At 54.6% G+C, this 22,810-nt stretch carries 11 protein-coding genes; 8 read left to right on the top strand and 3 right to left on the bottom strand.

Annotated features, from left to right (window positions below):
- Positions 1-177 precede the first annotated feature (177 nt).
- The 3 genes from RC85_RS02285 (at position 178) to RC85_RS02275 (ending at position 7,144) form a co-directional block, all read left to right on the top strand.
- The gene (locus RC85_RS02285) at positions 178-2,985 is read left to right on the top strand and encodes a PD-(D/E)XK nuclease family protein (protein WP_068258266.1); all 2,808 of its coding nucleotides are present in this window, start codon (positions 178-180) and stop codon (positions 2,983-2,985) included.
- A 235-nt stretch (positions 2,986-3,220) separates the two neighbouring features.
- The gene (locus tag RC85_RS02280; protein WP_068258265.1) at positions 3,221-5,788 is read left to right on the top strand and encodes a UvrD-helicase domain-containing protein; all 2,568 of its coding nucleotides are present in this window, start codon (positions 3,221-3,223) and stop codon (positions 5,786-5,788) included.
- A 6-nt stretch (positions 5,789-5,794) separates the two neighbouring features.
- On the top strand, positions 5,795-7,144 hold the full coding sequence (locus RC85_RS02275) for a metallophosphoesterase family protein (RefSeq protein ID WP_068258264.1): 1,350 nt from the start codon (positions 5,795-5,797) through the stop codon (positions 7,142-7,144).
- 113 nt (positions 7,145-7,257) lie between these two features.
- Here RC85_RS02275 and RC85_RS02270 read toward each other — a convergent pair whose 3' ends face one another.
- Positions 7,258-8,088 (bottom strand): polyphosphate kinase 2 family protein, encoded by an 831-nt coding sequence (locus RC85_RS02270; RefSeq protein WP_084422285.1) that lies wholly within the window; start codon positions 8,086-8,088, stop codon positions 7,258-7,260.
- Between the two features lie 188 nt (positions 8,089-8,276).
- Here RC85_RS02270 and RC85_RS02265 point away from each other — a divergent pair, with 188 nt between their 5' ends.
- A complete protein-coding gene (locus RC85_RS02265) occupies positions 8,277-10,544 on the top strand; it encodes an AMP-binding protein (protein ID WP_235033267.1) in 2,268 nt (755 codons plus the stop codon).
- 270 nt (positions 10,545-10,814) lie between these two features.
- Here the strand turns inward: RC85_RS02265 and RC85_RS26050 are convergent, their stop codons facing one another.
- A complete protein-coding gene (locus RC85_RS26050) occupies positions 10,815-13,655 on the bottom strand; it encodes a flagellin N-terminal helical domain-containing protein (RefSeq protein ID WP_084422284.1) in 2,841 nt (946 codons plus the stop codon).
- 395 nt (positions 13,656-14,050) lie between these two features.
- A complete protein-coding gene (locus tag RC85_RS02255; protein WP_068258261.1) occupies positions 14,051-16,090 on the bottom strand; it encodes a flagellin N-terminal helical domain-containing protein in 2,040 nt (679 codons plus the stop codon).
- 464 nt (positions 16,091-16,554) lie between these two features.
- Between RC85_RS02255 and RC85_RS02245 the strand changes: the two genes are divergently transcribed.
- From RC85_RS02245 to fabD, 4 genes are all read left to right on the top strand, one after another.
- A complete protein-coding gene (locus RC85_RS02245; protein ID WP_068258259.1) occupies positions 16,555-20,172 on the top strand; it encodes a YhaN family protein in 3,618 nt (1,205 codons plus the stop codon).
- Between the two features lie 220 nt (positions 20,173-20,392).
- Positions 20,393-21,385, top strand: a complete 993-nt coding sequence (locus tag RC85_RS02240) for a class I SAM-dependent methyltransferase (protein ID WP_068258258.1) — start codon at positions 20,393-20,395, stop codon at positions 21,383-21,385.
- A 196-nt stretch (positions 21,386-21,581) separates the two neighbouring features.
- Positions 21,582-21,764, top strand: coding sequence for a 50S ribosomal protein L32 (gene rpmF, locus RC85_RS02235; RefSeq protein WP_068258364.1), 183 nt, complete (start codon positions 21,582-21,584; stop codon positions 21,762-21,764).
- 69 nt (positions 21,765-21,833) lie between these two features.
- Positions 21,834-22,748, top strand: a complete 915-nt coding sequence (fabD, locus tag RC85_RS02230) for an ACP S-malonyltransferase (RefSeq protein ID WP_068258257.1) — start codon at positions 21,834-21,836, stop codon at positions 22,746-22,748.
- Positions 22,749-22,810 lie beyond the last annotated feature (62 nt).

Here is a 22,810-nt window from a genome sequence, read left to right as displayed (position 1 = left end):
GGGTTATCGGCAAAGTTTGCCATAAGATTCAAGACAACCCGCAAATTTTCTCACGGGTTGTTGTTGTGAAACTGCCACCGGACAATTTCGTTCAGCCGTTTGACCAAACGTGTCAAAGCCGTTGGCGATAATGCTGATCCTTAAAAAACGTTAAACCGCGTGCCCAGAAAGCAACTCGTGAAACAAAATCTTCGTGAAACGATTTTCCTTGGCTGGGACAAGCCGATCCTGCCGTTGGCCGCCGATTCGCTGATCAAGAAATACTCGGTTGACCAGCAATGGGATCTTTCAAGCTTGCTGTGTGTCCTGCCAACCGCACGCAGTTCCAATCGGCTCGGCACGCTGCTTTCCGATCTGGCCGCGTCGTCCAAGGCCGGTTACCAACCGCCAACGTTCATCACGGTTGGCGAATTACCTGAACAGCTTTACGGTTCCGACCAACCGGCCGCGATTGAATTTGAGCAAACTCTCGCCTGGGCCGCGGTCATGCGAGATGCCGATCCAGAAGGAATGGCGGCACTGCTGCCGAACTTGCCACCACGTGAACCGATGGCACCCTGGTTGGAATTGGCGGGCACGGTTCGCAGACTGCACGAAGATCTGGCGTCCAGCAATTTGACGTTTGAAGAAGTCGCTCAGAAAACCGAAACAGAATCCGAAACACGTCGCTGGCGCATGCTGGCTGAACTATCCAACCGATACGCAGGCGAACTCGCTCGCGTCGGATTGATCGATCCTGACTTCGCCCGCGCCGAAGCGATCGAGCAAAACCGATGCAAGTGCGATCAGACCGTGGTGCTGATCGGAACCAGCGACATCAGCGACATGCTGCTGAAAATGCTGGGTGGTTTGAACGGCGATATTGTTGCGATGGTCGCTGCACCCAAATCGGAAGCGGCCCGGTTTGATCAGTTTGGATGTGTCAAAACATCTGCCTGGATCGACCATGAACTCCCGCTTCGCGATGAAAACCTGTTGCCGGCCGGTGATGTTTCCGACCAAGCGATCGCGGCAGTCGAATCGGTCACTCAACTTGATGGTAAGCGGGCGGTTGTTGGCGTCACCGATCAAACTCATGTCGGCCCGGTGGAAATGGAACTGCGTGGTGCAGGGCGTTCAACGTTCCGTGCGATCGGATGGACCGTCGCATCGACTTCCATTGGGCGACTGTTCGATTTAACCGCGACTCATGTGCAATCCGACACTTGGCAATCGCTGGCGGCATTGGTGCGTCATTCGCATGTCAGTCGTGCGATCACTGCAAGTTTGCAAGCTGGTGAAAGTTTGCAGGTGGACGAATCTTCCACATGGCTTCGCGAAGTGGATCAATTGCTGGCCAATCATTACCCGCGAAAAATCTCTGGGACTTTGCCGCCCCAAGCGATCAAGAATTACCCTCTGGCGATCCAGGTCGGCCAGTGGGTGCAAGACTGGCTTTCAGTGTTCGATTCCAAAGACCAACCGCTCAGCCGTTGGTGCAAAGTCATCAGCGAATGGCTCGGTGCAGCGGTAGACCAAACCGATGCGTCTGCCAATCCGCGAACGTCGATGGCGATCAATGCCGCAAACAAAATCCTGACGCGGTTCGCATCGCTCAACGACGGGCTCGATTTCTCGGTCTCAGGCGGATTGGCGATTGAAATGATGGCAGGCCGATTGGCGGACCTGCGTGTCGTCGGAACTCCCGAAACCGACGCGATCGAAATCGTTGGCTGGTTGGACTTGTCACTCGATGATGCGGATTCGCTTTCGGTGATCGGTTTGAATCATCCCTTTGTCCCATCAGCGACCACCAGTGATCCATTTTTGCCAGGATCGATTCGCAGTTCGCTTCGCATGGCGGACAACCAGCGTCGTTACGCTCGCGATGTCTACGCGATGCATCTGATGCTATCGGTTCGCGAAAAAGTTCACTTCATTGTCGGGAAAATCGGTGCCGATGGATCACCGACACCGCCAAGTCGTTTGATCGCGGCATCGCCTAAGCCGGATTCCGCACGGCGAGTTCGCTTTCTGCTGGAAGGGAGCCGCTCGTTGCCGCCGGTGTCGCATGCCTGGGATGCTGGTCCCAAGAAAACGAGCATCGCGATTCCGCAATTCCCAGCTTCGGATGGCGAGCAGATCGTCAAACGGATGAGCGTCACGGCGTTCAAGGATTATTTGACGTGTCCGTATCGGTTTTACTTGCGGCATGTCTTGCGTATCAAACCGATCGACGACGAGGGACGCGAGTTGGCGGCCAACCAGTTTGGCGATCTGGTTCACGGGGCATTGGAAACGTTTGGACAATCGGGTGACAAAGACGAAACCAGCGCCAGTAAAATCGAAGCTGCATTGATCGAGCACTTGCACGACTACGCGGACAACCATTTTGGCGGCGACGTTTCGGCGGCTGTCTTGTTGCAAGTCACTCAGGCCGAACGGCGGTTAGCGACGGTGGCGTTGCGGCAAGCCGAGCGTATTGCCGAAGGCTGGACGATTCACGCTACCGAAGCATCCGTCGATGAGAAATCTGGTGCGGCTGTTACGGTCGATGAAGGATCGGTGGGACTTCGCGGGCGGTTTGATCGGATCGACTTCCACGCCGAAACCAATCGCTGGGCGATTTTGGACTACAAAACTCATGGTCACCCACCCGAGAAAAAGCATCTCAAGAAAGTGGACGGCGTTCCGACTTGGGTTGACCTGCAATTGCCGTTGTATCGCATGATGGTGCCCTATTTGGGCATCGACGCACCGCCGCACGAAGTTGAATTGGGGTATTTCAACGTTAGCGACAAGGATGACGAGACAAAAATCAACTTAGCCACCTTTAGCGAAGAACAGATGATCGAAGCGGAGGAAAAAATTCGCGACTGCGTTAGCCGAGTCCTTCGTGAAGAGTTCGAGCCGACGGACAAGCGAGTCGAGTTCGATGATTATGCAATGATTCTACAAGAAGGAATTGCGGGCCGAATTTTGGATGCCGTGGGAGCAAGCGAATGATTGGTTTTAATAGTCACGAAGTGACGACAGCACCTTGCCGTGGGCGTCAGCCCACGGACAGAACGCGGTTTTATTCAGAACCCCGAAGGGGTGACAGCAAAGGAGCGTACGTATCGCTGTCGCCCCTCCGGGGCTGCGGTTACGATTCGGACCAGAACCGTGGGCTGACGCCCACGGCACGGTGCTGCCGCCACTTTGTGGCTAGAAGACTTTCGATCAAGCATGGAGGCCAACGATGAGCGACATTAACCAATCGCTGCTGCAATGGGCGGAGGAGCATACGGGCGATCCGACTGAAACCGAAGTGGACACCAGCTCGCTTGGCGAATTGCGACCGACGCTTGTTCGTGCGTCCGCTGGCAGCGGGAAAACTTATCAACTGACCGCTCGGTTGCTGCGGATTTTGCTGCAAGGTGCCGCGCCGGAAACGATTTTGGCGACCACGTTTACTCGCAAGGCGGCGGGCGAGATTTTGTCGCGGGTTCTTGTTTCGCTGGCCAAGGCGGCCGATGAAAACGATGACGACGGGTCGCTGGAAAGTCTTCGCAGCCAGGTGGGATTGCCGACGCTGCCTCGCAGCGCGTGCCTGAACTTGTTGGACACGCTGCTGCGGAACATGCACCGATTGCGTATCTGTACGCTCGATTCATTGTTCGCACAAATCGCACGTTCGTTCCCGTTTGAATTGAACCTGCCGCCCGCCTGGCGATTGACTGACGAGATCGAAGAAGTTTGGATGCGAGAACGTGCGATCGATCAGACGATTTCTAGTCTTGATCGCGGCGAGATCATTTCGCTGCTAGCGATGCTGGGCAAGGGCGAAGTCAAACGCAGCGTGACTCGCGAATTGATGAACGTTGTCGAAACCGCCTACGCGATCCAACGCCAAGCCGACAAGAAAGCGTGGACCAAGATGGCAGCCCCCAAGTTGCCCGAATCGGCCGCGATCACCAAAGCGGCCGGTGAGATGCTGACCGCGACGCCCAAGCAAAAAACGTTAAAGGCGAAGTTGGAAAAGATGGGTTCGGCGATGGAGTCGCGAGAATTTGCTTGCCTGGATGGTGAAACGCTGATCACAAACATTGCCAAATCAAAACTAAGCGGTGATCCGATCAAGTTCGGTCGATCGATTTTTCCTGATGGACTCGGAGAAGCGTTCAAGGTTCTGTACGCGATCGCGCGAAGCGAAATGTTGCGATTGCTAAAGGCTCAAAACGAAGCGACTGGCAGCGTGTTGCAGACGTATGACTTTCAAATCAATTCGCTGAAACAAGCCAAACGAGCACTCGGGTTTGATGACGTTTCAATCCGACTAGCCAATCAGTTTGCCAGCCTGGACGAGCAATCGCTTTCGATGCGCATGGACGGTGCGGTTGATCATTTATTGCTGGACGAATTCCAAGACACGTCGCCAATCCAGTGGCAAGTGCTGCGTCCGTTGGCGGTGGCCTGTGCTTCTAGTTCAGGTGGCGCGACCGTTGGTGATACCGACCGCCCGATTCCAAGATCCTTTTTCTGCGTGGGCGATACCAAGCAAGCGATCTACGGTTGGCGTGGCGGTGTGGCGGAGATCTTTGACGCCGTGGCCAAAGAAGTTCCGGAGGTGGAAGAGGTTAGTCAGAACCAGAGTTTCCGCAGCAGCCCGGTGATCATGGAAGCCGTTAACGCGATCTTCCCTCGATTGTCCAGGCATCCAATCGTGACTGATTCTGATCCATCGAACCGAGCGGACAAATCGGCCTACGAAGCGGACGCGATTCTGCAGTTTTCCAATCAATTCCCTGAGCATGAAACAGCCAGGAAATCATTGCCCGGACACGCTCGCTTGGTGACGTCGCGAGCTTCCGATGGCGGTGCGGACGAGAAGCGACAAACCTGTTTTGAGGACGCGGCGATCATCGCCAAAGATCTCGTCGATTCGGCTCCTGAGAAAAACGTCGGCATTCTGACTCGCACCAACAAAGGTGTCGCCGAGATGATTTATTTGCTCGAACAGATGAAGGTCGAAGTCTCACAGGAAGGTGGCAATCCGTTGACCGATTCGGCGGCCGTCGAAATTGTTCTGTCCAGTTTGATGATGGCCGAACATCCGGGCGACAAACGTTGGTCGCTGCACGCAAACAGCACACCGCTGGCCGAGATCGATGACTTTGGTCCCGATTGGGTTCGCCGGATGACGGACGAAAATGGGATCGCTGAAACGGTCGAATTCTTGGCGTCGCGTCTGGCGGGCATTTGCGATGACCGCGACACGATGCGATTGAAGCAATTGACCCGCTTGGCGATTCAGTACGAAACCAATCCAGCACCACGGCTGCGAGATTTTGTGCGAATGGTTCGCGAAAAACGAGTCGAACGACCTCAGGCGGCTCCGGTTCGCGTGATGACGGTTCACCAGTCCAAAGGTTTGGAATTTGACAGCGTGATTTTGCCGCAGTTGGAAAGCGACTTGGTTCGCCCAAGCACCAAGCCGGTCGCGATGGCGGATTCACCCGATCAACCACCCACCGGGCTGACTCGTTATGTCGGCAGCAGCCATTGGCATTTTCTAAGCCAAGATTGGCAGCAAGTATTCGGCGCAGCAACGTCATCATCGATGACCGAAGCGATGTGTTTGATGTACGTCGCGATGACTCGAGCACGTCAGTCGTTACACCTGGTGATTCCGCCCGCTCGCAAAGCCCAGTACAACACCAAAACCGCCGCATCGCTTATCTTCCACGCTTTGGATTGCGACGAAGATCCGACGCAGCCCGAAACGGTGCTGTGGGAAATCGGGGATGCTAATTGGATGGAGATGTAATCGACGATGGCAAGCCACAAAATTCTGCACGCGGCCGACATCCATTTGGATTCGCCGCTCCGCAATCTGACAAAGTACGAAGACGCGCCGGCGGACCAAATTCGCGGTGCGTCCAGACGTGCGCTGGAGAATATGGTTCAACTGGCAATGGACCAGCAAGTCGATTTAGTCGTGATCGCGGGCGACTTGTATGACGGTGATTGGCCCGATCAAAACACGGGGCTATTCTTTGTTGCCCAGGCACGTCGTTTGATTGACGCCGGAATTCCAATCGCAGTGATTCGCGGCAACCACGACGCGTTTAATAAAATGACGCTGAACCTGCGGCTGCCTAAAAACCCCGACGGCAGCGAGGTCATGCTGAGTGAAAAGACGGTGGACACTCGCGAGTTTGACTTTGATGGTTTAGCAGTAGCTGTACACGGACGGTCCTATCGAAAACAGCACGAGCGAGGCGACTTGGTCAAGGATTACCCGCAACCGATCAGCGGGCAGTTTAACCTCGGACTGTTGCACACATCGTTGACCGGTTTCGAGGGACACACCGCCTACGCACCGTGCAGCCCGCAGCAATTAGCCGACTTTGGTTACGACTACTGGGCACTCGGCCACATCCACCAACGTGGCGAACATCAAATTGAGGGATCCGCCCCGGTCGTCTTTAGCGGCAATGTCCAAGGTCGAAAAATCAATGAGCCTGGCGCAAAAGGATGCGTGATCGTCGACATCGATTCACGCGGCGAGACGACTCGCACATTTCATCCGCTCGATGTAGTGCGTTTCGAGTGGTGCCGTATCGACGCTAGCGAAGCAAAGCGAATCGACGATATCGCTGATCAATACGAACAGTGGTTGGAAACCAAATTGGAAGAAGTGGATGATCGATTGTTGGTTCCGCGAGTCGAAATCACCGGAACCACGCAGTTGCATCGGAAACTGGGTCGTCAATATGAATCGATCGAAGCGTCGCTGCGAAGCGTTTCGATCAACACCGGCGGTGGTCAGGTTTGGCTAGAAAAGTTTAAGCTGCGAACCAACCAACCCCAGCAATCTGCCGCGACCGATTCCACGGGCCAAGTTGATCAAGGAGCGATTGCCAGCGTGACCGCCGTCGTGAATGAACTCAAAAACGGATCCAAGTCCAGTGGCGTTTCGGCAGGCGAGTTGTTCCCCGAAGACGATCAATCAGTCGCAAGTGATTGGGTCAAAGAAGAGTTATCGTTGTTAATGACCAAAATGCCCAAGGAGTTGTCCGGCGAAAATGCAGTCGTCAACTTAGACAATGAAGTCGAGCTGCAAGAATGGATCGAACAAGCGACCGGCGAATTGATGGGACGCCTGCAACCGGGCGAGTAGGTTTTGTTTCTTCTGCTTCGGAACTTACGACTTTTCATAGTCGCCTTTCGCTCCGCGAAAGCAGCGAATTCGCTACTTTCGCGGAGCGAAAGGCGACACTCATTGCCCGCTCGTTACTTAGCCAATTCTCTTTCGTACAACGCACGCACTTCGTCCAGATCGACATCCACGGGCGGCATTTGTGGATTCATGTCTTTTAAGGTTTGGTGGACAATCCCGGCAACGGATGCGTCGCGATACCACTTGTGGTCGGCGGGGATCACGAACCAGGGGGCGTGGTCGGTGCTGCACTCTTCGATCGCCTGCTCGTAGGCTTGTCGATAGTCGCCCCATTTTTTTCGAGCGGCATAATCGCCCGTGTTCAATTTCCAATGTTTCTCTGGATTCTCCAGTCGTTTTCCGAACCGTTCTAGTTGCTCTTCGGGGCTGATGTGAAGATAGAATTTCAGGATGCGAGTGCCTGCCGCAGCCAGATTGGCCTCGAAGTGATTGATGATCTCGTAGCGTTTGCTCCAAACCTTTTTGGGCACCAGATCTTCGACGCGGACAACCAGCACGTCTTCGTAGTGCGATCGGTTGAAGACTGACACTTTGCCTTTCGCCGGGGCGGCTTTGTGAATTCGCCACAAGAAATCGTGAGCTGCTTCTTCTTTACTGGGCACTTTGAAAGGGTAGGTACGGCATCCTTGCGGATTCATTTGTCCGAGAACTTTACGAATCAACCCATCTTTTCCGGCTGCGTCGGGAGCCTGCAGCACGACCAAAAGTGATTGTTTGCCTTCGACGAACATACGGTATTGCAGATCCCGGATTGCGTCGTTGGTTTTGGCGGTGAATGCCTTGGCGTCATCCTTGTCGTCAAACGAGCCACGACTTTTGGTTTCAATCGACTTCAAATCGACTTTATCGCCTGGCTTGATCTGGTGCGTGCTGATGTAGTCCATCGATTGCTCCATGGATGCCCTGCTGATAGCGGGCTGTGTGGTGTGCTGGGTGGTCGGTCGTGTCATCGGCTGCGGATAGCTACAACATAACGACTATTGCGGCACAAGTTGACCACGCGACCGAGCGGCAAATCGGATAACTTATTGGCTTCCCAATTGAACCACCTCTCTGTTTTGGAAACTCACCCGTGACCCTATGGCAATGGATCTTTGCGATTTTGGTAATCGTGATCGTCGGCTTAGCCTGGATGGCCGTTTTTCACCCTCGTCGTTTTGTTCGGTTACCGTTCAAAATCGTCTTGGGGCTGCTGTATCGAAAACGAATCGTTGGGTTAGAGAATCTGCCCAAAGAAGGCGGCTGCGTCGTGGCCGCGAACCATGTTTCGTGGATTGACGGAATTTTGATTCTGTGGATGCTGCCGCGGAACGTTCGGTTTGTCGTTGACGGCGAAAATTTTACGTCAGGGTTGGGGAAATACCTCGGTGACGCCTTCGACACGATCTACATGTTGTCAGGCCCAAAGTCGATTATGCGAGCGATCTTGGATGCTCGCGACGGATTGAACAAGGGCGATGTCGTCGGGCTGTTTCCCGAGGGCACGTTGACTCGCACCGGCCAACTGCAGGCCTTCAAGCCGGGGCTTCGTAAGTTTGTCCAGAAGACGGATTCGGTGATCGTGCCGGTGTGGATGCACGGGATGTGGGGGAGCATTTTTAGTTTCTCGGGTGGAAAGTTTTTCTTCAAATGGCCCACCAAGTTTCGTCGCACGCTGACACTTTACATCGGCGAACCGTTGCCGCGAACGACGCCTTTGGAACATGTTCGTAGCAAGGTTCACGCGTTGGGTGCCCAGGCAACGGTTGACGCGCGAAGTGAATTTCCTGTTTTGGCGAGGCGGATTGTCAGGGTTTGGCGCAAACGTGGCGGGCAGATGCAGGCGGCCGATTCGATGGGCAACGAGGTCAGCGGTCGTGAGATGCTGATCCGCACGCTAGCGCTTCGCCGAGTGCTGCGGCGAGAAGTGTTTGGCAAAGACGAGCAGCACGTGGCGGTTCTGTTGCCGCCCAGTGTGGCTGGGGTGATCGTGAACGTGGCGCTCGCAATCGATCGACGCATTTCGGCGAACTTGAACTACACCGCCGGCAGCGATGTGTTGAACCACTGCAACCGAAGCGTGGGTGTGAAGCACGTCCTGACCAGCGAACGGTTTCTGAGCAAAGTTGACATAGAACTCGATAGTGAACTCGTGGTCCTGGAAAGTTTGAAGGACAAGGTTAGCAAGCTGGATAAAGCGATTGCTGCGTTTCAAGCAGTTTTGGTCCCCGCGTTCTTGTTGGATCGCATCTTGGGCACTCACAAGATTGATCCCGATGACTTGATGACGGTTATTTTCACCAGCGGTTCGACCGGGATGCCCAAAGGTGTTCAGCTATCCGGTGCAAACATTAGTCACAATGTCGAAGCGATCGAGCGAGCGGTTCATCTTGACACTTCTGACACGGTGTTGGGTATCCTGCCGTTTTTCCATTCGTTTGGTTATACGGTCACATTGTGGTCCGTGATGACGCTAGGTCCGCGAGGCGTCTATCACTTCAACCCGCTTGATGCAAAGCAGGTTGGGAAGTTGGCTGAGAAATACGGCGTTACGGTGTTGTTGGCGACGCCGACTTTCCTGCGTGGGTATTTGCGCCGCGTGACGCCGGAGCAGTTTTCTAAATTGGATGTTGCGGTCGTTGGCGCTGAGAAAATGCCGGCTGATTTGTTTGATGCGTTCGAGAAGAAATTCGGGGTCCGGCCGGTCGAAGGTTACGGAACCACCGAACTGAGTCCGTTGGTGTCGGTCAACATTCCGCCCACTCGTTCGGCGGCGAAGTACCAACCTGACCGGATCGAGGGTTCGGTTGGCCGGCCATTGCCCGGTATCAGCGCGCGGGTGATCTCAACCGACAACGGTGAAGAAATGCCGGCCGGCCAGGACGGCATGTTGATGGTTTCGGGGCCAAATTTGATGAAGGGCTATGCGGGGCAAGATGACTTGACCGCCAAGGCGATTGTTGACGGTTGGTACACCACCGGTGACATTGCCAATATCGACGACCAAGGTTTCATTCACATCACCGGTCGGCAAAGTCGATTCTCGAAAATTGGCGGTGAAATGGTCCCGCATGTTCGCGTCGAAGAGGAACTGTCAAAGCTATTTGTCGAAGGTGATGAAGACGAAACGGTTCGAGTCTGCGTGACCGCGGTTCCTGATGAAAAGAAGGGCGAGCGACTGGTCGTGCTGCATGTGCCGACGCAAAAAGACATCTGTGAAATGCGAGTAAAGTTGCAGGAAGCGGGTTTGCCAAACTTGTTTATCCCTTCGCAGGATAGTTACAAGCAGGTCGACGCAATCCCGCTGCTGGGTACCGGAAAGCTGGATCTTAAGAAGGCTCGTGACATTGCGAATGAATGAAGGCCTTGTTCCCAGGCGGGTGCAGGCATCTAAATCGGCAGTATTTTGTAGGCCGTAGCGAGTAAAGCGAGTTACGGCATTTTCCTGCAACGCTGCCGTAACTCGCTTCACTCGCTACGGCCTACTTTTTCCTTCTTGTTCCCAGGCTCTGTCTGGGAACGAGCACGCGCGATCACAACACTCCTTGGCGACTGTACGAAAAGAAGGCTGACGAATTTACTTCGCCAGCCTTCTTTGATGAACTTTCGATCAGGTTGATCTTGCGATCGATTACCCGAGCAACGCCAACACGTTTTGCGGGTTCTGGTTAGCCAGCGACAGCACGTTGGTGCCGGACTGGGTCAGAATCTGAGCTCGTGTCAGGTTCGCTGATTCTTGTGCGAAGTCAGCGTCACGGATCGAGCTTTCTGCTTCTAGCAGGTTCGCTTGTGTTTCTTTCAAGCTGACCAAGTTACTGTTCAAAGTCGTTGCTTGGAACGCACCCAATCGACCACGAAGGCCGGTTACCTTGCTGATCACATCATCGATCACCTTGGCTGCTCCGCCGACATCGTTGGTCAGGCTCTTCGCTTGACCGCTGCCCAGTTCGTAAAGACGACCAGCAGGGCCGCCCAATTGTCCGGTCGATAAACTGCCGATACCGAGACGTGCTTGCTGGGTCGTGGTGACATCGGGGCCGAGTTGGAACTTGGCACCGCCACCGGAGATGGCGAAGGTAAAGTTATCTGAACTACCATCGTTGACAGTCAAGTTGATGTCCAGTGTTGATGTGTTAATCGAGAAGCTGTTTCCGTCGCCATCGGCGGTGATTCCGTTAACGGTAGCACTGATGTCGGTACCCGCAGCGGTCGAGGAAGTCAATCCACTCTTGAACGTTCCGCCAGCGCCTTCGCTGATCACTTCGATGTCGATTGTGCCATCGGAACCGTACAACTGGCTGCTAAGCTTTAAGCTTCCACCGTCGTCTTCAGCCAAGACGCCCGTCGCGTCTGATACCAAGTTGATGGATTGCACGATGCTTTCCAGCGATGCACCCTTTTCAAACTGGAACACTTCGGAGCCTTCAGCACCGCGAACTTGAACGACCAGGTCGGCGTTCAGTCCACCACCAAACACTCCGCCAGCTAGATCGGCTGTTGCGATGGAACCGGCAGCGAGTTCACTGACGATGTCTACGGATCCGTCGCCCGCGGCCGCACTGACTTCCGCCGTGAAACCATCCAAGTCACTGATGGCCTGGGAAATCGTTCCAACGGCGACCTCGCCGAGGCTGCTGACATTGACGACGATGTTTCCATCGGTGTCCAGCGATGCCGATGCTGTGCCTGCGGCCAGCGAATTGTCCGCAGCCAAACTGATCGTGGTTCCGTCGAAGGTTGCTGATGGGTCATCGGCACGGACGGTGATCACATCATCAACACTGTCGTCGGTACCGCCTGTGAAGGCAGGGTCGTTGGTTCCCAAATCAGCGGCGTTGAACAACGCGTTGCCGTTTTGCAAATTTCGAGTCAAAAGCGTTCCATCGTCATTAATGGCGTTAGCAATGTCCTCGATCGTCGCGCCTTCACCAACGGTGATGTCAACTTGGTTGGTGTCTGCATTGAACAGGGCCGTTGTGCCAACACCGGTTCCGGCGATTAGGTTCAGCGTGGTGTCGTTACCAGTCGTTCCGTCAGCCGCGCCGGTGTTGACCGCTTCGAGATCGAAGGTGCCCGCAAGAGTTGGGCTGGTCCCGCCGGTCAGGGCGTTCGTGGTGGAACCGCTGTCTGTGATTGAATAGGTGTAGTCACCGTTGTTCAAGTTCGATGCGACGAAGTCAGCACCAACATCGCTGTTGATGGTGTCGTAGGCGTCTTGGATGGTTGCACCATCGACCAATGAAACGATTAGCTCGTTTGCGGCGGCGTCATAAACCGCACTGTTGCTTGTGCCAGATGCGAAAGTTAATGTCGTGTCATTACCAACGGCCCCATCGGCTGCACCACCATCAACGGCGGACAATGTAAACCCGGTTGTTGCATCAGTAGCGTCGGTACCAAGAGTTGTGACATCGTATCCGGGGGCACCAGGACCGACTGGGTCGGTGTAGTTACCGGTATCGCCAGCATCAGTGATCGCGGGGCCGGAGGCACCGGCGGTGAAGGCGAAGTTGGCGTCGGTTCCGAGGTCGGTCGCCAATTGGGCGGTCGTCTGGCCTTCGGTGACTGTCAACGTTAACACGTTGGTGGCCGCGTCGAAGCTTGCTGATGAGGTTCCCGTGGTTTGGGTGATCACGTTGACCGTCGTGTCATTGCCGACGGTTCCGTCGGCTGGTCCGTCGTCAACTGCGGTGACGGTCAAGTCAACGCCGCTGCTTAAGGTTAGGGTAGCAACCGCTTCGCCGTCAGGCGTGGTTGCGTTCGCAAACGTGATTGGATTAGCCGCTTCAACGCCAACGGTGCTAGAGCTAGCGAACGTCGCCGTGCCGGAGGCTTCATCAGCAGCAACTGGCGATCCAAAGGTGATTGTGCCGGTGGAACTCGCTGACGTCGTTGACGGCGGAACTCCGGTTGAACTGATCGATGCACGTGTTGCTGCAGCATTGACTTCGACGTCAACGTTGATCGATCCGGTTGCCCCTAGGTTGGCTTGGTCGATGTTGATGTCACTGATCGAATCGACACCGTTGGCGGTGCTGGTAAAGTCCAATGAACCGTCCAGCAATTTCCGGCCTTGAAAGGTTGTCGTTTGAGCGATTCGGTTGATCGCTTCAAGCGAGCTGTCGATCTGCAACTGGTTAGCAGCGATTTCTTCGTCAGAAAGTGCGCCCGAGTTCGCCGCTTCGACGACCAACCCACGAATGTCGTTCAGCAAGTTGCTGACTTCGCCCAAAGCACTGTCGGCGGTGCTGATGATTTGGCTGGCTCGGTTGGTGTTACTGACCGCCTTGCCCAGGCTGGTGATTTCTGATCGCAGAGCTTCGCTGGCGATCAAACCTGCGGGGTCGTCGGCACCACTGTTGATCCGAAGACCGGTGCTAAGACGGGTGAGTGCTGTATTGAGATCCTGGTTACTCGACTGAAGACGGTTTTGTGCAATCAGTGAGGGGACGTTAGTATTGATTCGTGTCATAGTTTGAAACCTTCCGTTGTTTGAATCGCGATCGAACCGGTGTGCCCGGCCGCGACGGACCGGTGATGACGTACGAATTCGGCGTCTTGCCGAGCCCCTGTGTTGAGAGCAAGGTCATCCGTTATTCGAGATCGGCGTTCCGAGCGAGGTTTTCCCCGGCAACACGCCAAGAAGGATCAAAGTGAATCCACCAGCGGTGGGCAATCTTTACAACCGGCAAAGTTTCTGTCCTGGAGTCTAGGCTTTGGCCGATTCAGGCCCGTTTTAAATCGCCTAAAAGCTAAACTCCAACATTTGCTGCGAAAGCGGCGGTTCGAAACGCAAAAAAGCCGGCTTGAGACAGAGTCTCAAACCGGCTTTTCGCTATGAAAATCGCGTTAGGAACTGGCTGGGGATTAACCCAACAGTGCCAATGCGTTTTGTGGGTTCTGGTTGGCCAGTGAAAGCACGTTCGTGCCCGATTGAACCAGGATTTGTGCTCGGGTCAGGTTGGCTGATTCTTGAGCGAAGTCGGCGTCACGGATCGAGCTTTCAGCTTCTTGCAGGTTGGTGCGGGATTCGCCCAAGCTAGCCAAGTTGCTTTCCAAAGTCGTCGATTGGAATGCACCCAAACGACCGCGAAGTGCGGTGACCTTGCCGATGACTTCGTCAATGATCTTCGCAGCACCGCTGACGTCATTGGTCAGGCTCTTGGCTTGTCCGGTGCCCAATTCGTAAAGACGTCCTGATGCACCACCAAGCTTGCCGGTGCTGACGCTGCCAATGCCCAAGCTAGCTTGTTGTTGGCTTGAAACGCCTGGTCCCAATTGGAACGTTGCACCGCCACCGCTGATTTGGAAGCTGAAGTCAGTCGTGCTTCCGTCGCTGACCGTCATGTTAAGTGCAAGTGACGAAGTGTTGATCGAGAAGCTGTTTCCCGAACCACTTGCTTCGACGCCATTGATGCTGGCCTTGATATCAGTTCCCTTGGCGCGAGTGCTGGAAAGAGCTGCACCAAACGTTCCGTCATCGCCTTCGCTGATCACTTCGACGTTGACCAATGCATCGCTGCCGTAGGAATCGCTGGTGAAGGACAATCCGTCTGCGTCATCGGCGACAACGCCGGTGGCGTCGCTGACCAAGTTAACAGCAGCCTTGATTTGTGCTTGCGTGGTTCCGGCACCAAAGTTGAATGTTTCAGCTCCGTTGGTTCCGTTCAATTGGAAGACAAGCGAATCTTTCAGGCCAGCCTTGACGTTTTCGGCAGTAACGTCAGCAGGAAGAGCCGTGCCCGATACGGTCAGGTCATCAAAGCCTGTCAGTGCCTCACCGGCTGCATCGAGGAGTCTTGAATTGACGCCGGTTTCGCCATCAATTTGAGCCTTGATATTGGACAGCGTGTTGTTGCTAGATGTAGTGCCCAACGCGACATTCAGCGTGTTGGCAGTCGCATCGAATGTTGCAACAACATCAGCGTCGGTGCCTTGCGTGTAATTGATCGTGACCGCTTCTTCATTCGCTGCGGTGACCTCAATTCCGACGTTTTCACCGTCAGTTGCGTTGACGGTTGTGACCGCGGCGGCAACGTTGGTGCTGCTATCGCCACTGGAGGTCGCAACGATTCCTTCAATTCCGTTCAACGCCGTCAGAACATCTGCTACCGTTGATGTATTGGAGTCACCATCGAATTCAATTTCGATCGCGGTCGCAGTGCTGGTTCCTGATGCAGCAGCGGCACCATCAAGCCCGTCATTTTGAGTCAGCGCGAAGCTTGCCAAGTCAGCACCACCGCGAACAGTAATCGTTTCACTGCCGACGTCGAAGCTAAGCGTCTTGGTCGCAACTTCGCTCGTTCCAACCGCGTCGGTTGTAGCGACGTTGAACGCGTCTGCTCCAACGCTGATCGAACCCTTTTCGGCAGCCGATTTGATGTCAACGCTGACGTCGATGCTACTGGCGGTACCAAGCTTTGCCTTGGAAATGTCAACGTCTTCCAGCGATCCAACGCTGGAGGCAGTGCTGTTGTAATCAAGCGATCCGTCAAGCAACTTTCGACCTTGGAAGGTGGTTGTTTGAGCGATTCGGTTGATGGCTTCCAATGAGCTGTCAAGTTGCAATTGGTTTGCAGCGATTTCTTCATCGCTCAGTGCACCACTGTTAGCGGCTTCGGCAACCAAACCGCGAACGTCGTTCAACAGGTTACCGACTTGGCCCAGGGCGCTGTCGGCGGTGCTGATGATTTGACCGGCACGTTGTGTGTTGGTGATGGCTTTGCCCAGACCGGTGATTTCCGATCGAAGAGCTTCGGAAGCGATCAAGCCGGCCGGGTCGTCCGAACCGTTGTTGATGCGAAGTCCGGTGCTAAGACGAGTCAAAGCAGAGTTTAAGTCTTTGTTGCTTGATGCAAGTCGGTTTTGAGCAACAAGAGACGATACGTTGGTGTTAATTCGAGTCATTTTAATTTCCCTAGTTACGGTGCTTAGTACAGCTCAGTCGGTGCCGAGCGGCGAATCACAAATATTGAAAATGGATCCGGCCACTTTTGGCGGACCGGCTGGACGTTGCTCCAATCGGGCGATCGAACATCGATTGCCAAAAACCAGGAGCCCTGTGCGTCCGATTGAAAGTTGGCTCATAAAAGCCAATGTGAACGAGACCGAATCACGTAAACTTTGCGGATCGTACAAGCGATCGATGCACAACCGTCGTAACCGTTCCATCCGGAAGACTTCGCCGCGTTTGCCCGATCAGAACGCATTCGTTGTCGGACCCCGGCCATCTCCCGTGACTGGCAATTCGCCACGGTATGGCACCTCGCCCTGCTTCCGGATGCACGCCCGTGCGACTTTCGCCGATTGGCTGTAAAGTAGTTGGGCCCACCAGAAACTAAACACGACTGCTTAGCCACCGGCGCTCCTTTATGAACATTGATCGATTGGATTTGATTGCGTTTGGACACCTAACGGATGTCACGGTTGACCTATCCGCCGGGCCGAACCGTTTCCACATGATCGTTGGCAAAAATGAATCGGGGAAATCGACTTCGATGCGAGCCATTGATGCATGGCTGTATGGATTTCCCGTTCAGACAAAGGACGACTATCTGCATCCGATGAAGAAACTGCGGGTTGGCGGTGTGATTCGCGACGGCGAAAACTCGTTGCACTGCATCCGAAAGAAAGGCCGCAAAGGGACCGTGCTTGATGGAGCGGATGGGAAATCAGCGATCGATGATGCGAATCTGGAATCGATGCTGGCGGGAATCGACCAGGCAACGTTCGGCACTCAGTTCTTGATCAACCACAACGAACTCGTTGACGGAGGGCGAATGATTTTGCAGGGCGAGGGTGAACTGGGCGAAATGCTGTTCGCCGCCGGTGCAGGATTGGGGCGTTTGAAGAAAGTGCAGGACGAACTGCGTGCCGAAGAAGAGGCGTTGCTGAAGAAGCAGGGTAAATCAAAAATCACCGATGCTTTGAAGGCGTCCAAAGAAACCCGCGAAACGCTGAAGCAATCCCAGGTGCCGCCCGCCGAGTACGCCGAACTGGAAAAGAGCTTGGCTGCGAAAAGGGCTGAACTAGATCGGCTGAAACAGGAAAGCGAATCGCTATCCGAAAAACGTGCGGTATTGGCGGCCCAGATCGATGCCTTGCCGATTATCCCCGCTTGGCAATCGGCCAATGAAGAATTCAGTGCGGTCGCCAGCGCCGCGATTCTGGAAGACAGCTTTTCTGATCGTCGTCGTGACGTCAGCGTTTCGATTGACGTCGCATCCAACAACGTCAAACGACTACAACAAATACTCGCCGAACTGAACGAGCAGCTTTCAGGCGTTGGCGAAGACGGTGTTGTCTTGAAGCATCGAAGCGAAATCGAGACGCTGCTAAAAGAGTTGCCGGTTCGCGAAAAAGGCGAAGTCGATCGAACTGGTTACATGACCAAAGTGCTCAGCAGCCAGGAACGCGACCTGCGTAAACGGATCGCCGACTTGGCTCAGGATTCAAAGAATGAAGTGGACAAAAAACAAGACGACAACGATGACCTGACTTCGCAAGTCGATCAGTTCCGGCTCAACGAAACTCAGCGAAACAAAGTGGGGCGACTGGCGGCCAGCTATGCACAACTAGTCGCAACCAGCGAGGACACCCAGCGACAGGTCGCAAAACTGAGCGACCGAATTTCCAAAGCAAACGAAGAACTGAAATCATTGGAACGAGCTGACCCATCGGCAAAGCTGACGCGAGTTCTAAGCGAAGTTGATTCGCCCACGAACCTGGCCAAAACACTTAGCGAGGCGGTGGCAAGGCGAGATTTGCGGAAATCGAAATGCGAAACGATCTCCAAGCGATTGGGTGCCGACACGTCAATTCAGCAGTGGATTAGTACCGCTCTGCCCGACCAGAGTTCGATCGATGGGTTGACCAAACAGCTAGACGATTGTGATGACGAATTGCAAGTTGCGATTCGCGATTGCGACGATCTGAAAAACCAATTGGCCGATGCCGAGGCCGAATACGAAGCCATTGAAACTGGCGACCATTTGCCATCGGCCGCGTCGCTGCAACAAGCACGCTCGCGGCGTAACGAACAGCTTGAAAGATTGTCAAAACGCTCGGGTGTTTTGGCTGGCGATGCAGACGCAGAATCAAGCCAACTAGCCGATGACAATGATGACGTCGATGTGGACGACTTAATCCAGTGGGTCAGGCGATCGGACGAGATTGTGGACCAATTGCGATTGCATCAAAAAGAGGTGACTCAGCGAGAATCAATGGTCGTCAACATTCGCCGGCTGACGACCAAAGCCGCGCAAGCCGCCCAGCGAGTCGCTGAAAAAACATCGTTGCTGGAACAGACCAAGCAAGAATGGCGTGACCTTTGGTCGGTGATTGGCGTGACCGCGAAGTCGCCCGCTGCGATGAAAGACTGGATCGGCCTGCACCAAGACCTGGTTGAGCAAGCCGATGTGTTGGCAGAATTAGAGAGTGAGGTCGCACAAGCAGGCAACGCCATCAAAATGGCCATCAAGCAACTGTCCGACGCCTTGCAATCTTCCTCGGCAAACATCGATCTCTCATCAGACGATTCGAATGATACCGAATCATTGTTCGCGTTGTACGACTTGGCCAAAACGACGGCCGAACAGGAACAAAAACGGCAACGGGAATACGATTCCGTCAGTCAACGCATCGCGGGCATGCAGGCTGATTTGCAGGAAGCGGAATCGATGCTGTCACAGCGAACCGACGAGATGAAAACATGGCAATCGCAATGGGACGCTGCGACCGCCTCTCTAAGTTCCGCGTCGCCCACACCCGACGACATCGTTCCAATGCTCGATGCGATCAAGGATCTCGGTGCGATCAAGAAGGAACGTGATGATTTGTTGCATCGGATGACGTCGATTGAAAATGAAACCGCAGCGTATGGCATGTCGGTGGCACGGTTGATCAAGGCAATCGACGGCGACGGGGCTGATAACAATGCAGAACTCGATTTGGACTGCCAAGACACCAGCGTGTTGCTGCAGCGAATCACGCCGCTGATCGAATCACTCGGCAGACGTGTTGACCAGGCAGCCGAAAATGAGGCGGAACGCAGTCGATTGTCCAAGCAGATTCAGGCCAAAAGCACCGAGCTGGAAAATGAATCGGCGGACATGCAACGTCTGGAAGTGTTGGTCGCCGACCTTTGCCGCGAAGCGGGATGCGAACAGCCTGATCAATTGCCCGAGTTTGAGACGCAATCACGATTGCGACAAAAAATTGCCGACCGATTGCATCAGGCTGAAGTTGACCTGAAACGTTTGGCTCGCGGTCAATCGATTGAATCTTTCATCGATTCGATCAAGGACGCTCAGCCCGGTGTGCTGGAGGAACAACTGGAAGATTCGCAAAGACAACGCACGCAAGTCGCGAAAGAGATTGAAACGATCACGCTGGAACTGGGTGAGTTGAATTTAAAGATGCGGCAGATCGATGGCGGAACCAAGGCGTCCGAAATTTCGCAAACCCTCGCGTCTCAGTTGGGCGAAATCGGCCATGATGCGGAACAGTACGTCCGTCTGCGTTTGGCGAGCGGAATTTTGCGGCGTGCGATCGAACACTATCGCGGCGAAAACCAGGAACCCGTGATGAAAATTGCCGAAGGCTATTTTCGCGAATTGACCTGCGGCGATTACGTCGGGTTGAAGGTCGATTACGACGACAAGGACCATCCCGTGTTGCATGGCGTGCGTGATGGTAACGACGACGTGCCCGCGTCCAGCATGAGCGACGGAACAGCGGATTCGTTGTACCTGGCCATGCGATTGGCCTCGCTAAAACATCGCTGCGACCAGGGCAAACCAATGCCACTGATTGTGGACGACTGTCTGCAACAACTCGACAACGACCGCGCGGTGGCCGCGATGAAAGTTCTGTCCCAGCTATCCACGCAAACACAAGTGATCATGTTCACCCACCACGAACACTTGGTTGATCTAACGCAATCGCATCTGGGGAAGAACGATGTGCATGTGCATCGATTGGCTGGTTAGTAGGCCGGAACAAGCTCGGCGCAGTTCCGGCAATCCAACACCGTGCCATCCAACACCGTGCAATCCAACACCGTGCCATGCAATTGCCGGAACTGCGCGGAGCTTGTTCCGGCCTACATGGTGTTCGGCAAATTGACACGACGAATCGAAGACACGACGATAAAGGCTATGTCCAAGCACGTTAGCTCTGTCCTGTCACTTCATTGAATCGATCGTCACCATGTCCACCGCTCAAGAACGCATCCTCGCTCAGTACCAAGGCTTGATGCAGGTTAATGCTTCGTCACACTTGCTTCGCGCGGCTAGAAAAATTGGGCTGATCGATGAGCTTCGCGGTGGTCAGCGGACGATGGAGCAATTGGTTCAGAATTTGAAGCTGCAGGAATCTTCGTTGCCGTTGATGATCGATGCTTTGATGGCCGTTGGGATCGTGGAGAAATATGACAACGACCATGCGTTGTCGCGGGCCGGGCATTTGTTGTGTCAGTACGACGATGATCTGGGCGATTCGTTGTGGGAAAAATTGGCTGACCGAATTCAGGGGAAAACCGATCGGTCGGGCAACGATGACAAATTTCAGCATCATTACTTGGCCGCGACCCAGTGGGCTCATACCGCGTCAGCGATGCAGGCGGCTGAGATTTTGGATATCGGCGGCGAAGACCAAAAACCGGGGATTCGGATTTTGGATTTGGGTGGCGGATCGGCAGTTTGGAGTTGTGCGATGGCACACCGTGACGCTGAGTCCACTGTCACCGTGGTTGATGATGCGGCGTCGATTGAAGCAGCCAAAGCGACCGCTGAATCGATCGAAATGGCGGACCGGTTTTCGGCGATCGAGGGTGATCCAGTGTCGGCACCGGTGCCAGCAGAGTCGTTTGACCTAGTCTTGATCGCTCAGCGGATCGCTTGTTTGGGGCCAGAGCAGGTCAAAAATCTGATTAAAAAAGCGGTCGAGGCGACGGCAGCCGGCGGTCGAGTCGTCGTGATTGATTTGTTTCGAGGCCCTTCGGCACCGCATTTAGCGGAAGCCATTGAAGCACTGCGGCTGGACCTGGCCACGGTCGCCGGGCAAATGCCAGGCTTGGAAGAAATTCAGCAGCAGTTGTCCGATGCGGGCCTAAAACGCGTGCAATTCGCCTTTTTGGCGGCAAGCAAAGTCAATATGGGCATGGCGGTGGGCGAAAAATTGGCGGTTTCGGCTGGAGTCTAGCCTTTAGGCGATTCGCAAACAGCGGGAGCGGCTAAAGCCTGGACTCCAACGAAGGTTGGTCGAATACCGGAGTCCCGCAAAATCTGGGCCGGATAGTGCCGGATAGTGGTTGACGAATCAGGTAGTCGTTTCCTACGATACGCGGCTACAAATCACCCAATTCCCAATTCAAGCGACTCCTTCGGAAGCTCCGACGATGGCCGTCCCAAAACGCAAACACTCCAACAGCCGAACCGGCAAACGCCGTAGCCACGATCGCGTCAAGAAAAAGCAGATCGCGTACTGCCCACAATGCAGCAGTGCTGTGCCGACTCACACGGTTTGCCCAAAATGCGGGTATTACCAAGGCCGCACGGTGGTTGAGCCTCAAGAAGCTTAGGCCCCAGAAGTACCAGTTTTCGACCATTTCAAATGCAGTAGGCTCGGTTAACGCCGGGCCTTATTTTTTATGAACACCTCAGCGATTCTCTTTCCTGGTCAGGGCGCACAAGCACTCGGCATGGGCGGCTGGCTCTGCGAAAACCATTCATCGGCAGCCGATTTATTCGCACAAGCCGGTGAAATCCTGGGTTATGACTTGCGGTCGATCTGTGAAAATGGCCCGATCGAAAAGCTCAATTCGACCGAGTTCTGTCAGCCTGCTTTGTTTGTCGTTGGCATCGCGGCGGCCACAGTTTTGGAATCGGAACAACCTGATCGCATCCATGCCATCGGCGGTGCCGCCGGTTTGAGCTTGGGTGAATACACCGCGGTTTGCTTTGCGGGCGGATTGGAATTTGCCGACGCGGTTCGCTTGGTGCAAAAACGCGGCCAAGCGATGCAAGCCGCATCGGATGCCGCCGAATCGGGCATGGCGAGCGTGTTGGGACTGGACCTAGAAACCTTGCAAGGGCTTTGTGCCCAATGCCGCGAAGGCGACGAAGTACTGCAGACCGCCAACCTGCTTTGCCCTGGCAACATTGCGGTTTCTGGACACAAATCGGCGATCGAAAAACTGATTCCAGTCGCGACCGAAGCCGGTGCGATGAAGGTGATTCCGCTTTCCGTTGCTGGTGCGTTCCACACGCCGATCATGCAATCGGCCGTTGAAACTCTGAAGTCAGCACTGGACGACATCACGATCACCGACACTCGGATTCCGGTGTACAGCAATGTCGATGCGGCTGCTCATACTTCCGCGGATGAGATTCGCGATCTGTTGTCACGCCAAGTCGTTGGCCCCGTGCTTTGGGAAGCCTCCATTCGGCGAATGATGGACGACGGGTTTGATCGGTTCGAGGAAATTGGCACGGGACGCGTGCTGCGAGGAACGCTGAAACGAATCAACCGCAAAGCCAACACCGACGGGTTTGGCGACGGCTAAAAAAGTTCAGTCGTAGCTGATCCCGCCAGGGTTCAGTCAGCACGGTCTGAACCCTGGCGGGC

Origin of the sequence: Rubripirellula obstinata, assembly GCF_001642955.1 — a bacterium.
Classification (GTDB): Bacteria; Planctomycetota; Planctomycetia; order Pirellulales; family Pirellulaceae; genus Rubripirellula; species Rubripirellula obstinata.
Note: the sequence above shows the minus strand (reverse complement) of the source record. Positions and strands in the feature narration are given on the sequence as shown.

Coding starts and splice junctions, on each gene's coding strand:
- RC85_RS02240 (WP_068258258.1), top strand. CDS start 20,393: ATGTCCACCGCTCAAGAACGCATCCTCGCTCAGTACCAAGGCTTGATG.
- RC85_RS02245 (WP_068258259.1), top strand. CDS start 16,555: ATGAACATTGATCGATTGGATTTGATTGCGTTTGGACACCTAACGGAT.
- RC85_RS02275 (WP_068258264.1), top strand. CDS start 5,795: ATGGCAAGCCACAAAATTCTGCACGCGGCCGACATCCATTTGGATTCG.
- fabD (WP_068258257.1), top strand. CDS start 21,834: ATGAACACCTCAGCGATTCTCTTTCCTGGTCAGGGCGCACAAGCACTC.
- RC85_RS02280 (WP_068258265.1), top strand. CDS start 3,221: ATGAGCGACATTAACCAATCGCTGCTGCAATGGGCGGAGGAGCATACG.
- RC85_RS26050 (WP_084422284.1), bottom strand. CDS start 13,655: ATGACACGAATCAATACTAACGTCCCCTCACTGATTGCACAAAACCGT.
- rpmF (WP_068258364.1), top strand. CDS start 21,582: ATGGCCGTCCCAAAACGCAAACACTCCAACAGCCGAACCGGCAAACGC.
- RC85_RS02270 (WP_084422285.1), bottom strand. CDS start 8,088: ATGGACTACATCAGCACGCACCAGATCAAGCCAGGCGATAAAGTCGAT.
- RC85_RS02255 (WP_068258261.1), bottom strand. CDS start 16,090: ATGACTCGAATTAACACCAACGTATCGTCTCTTGTTGCTCAAAACCGA.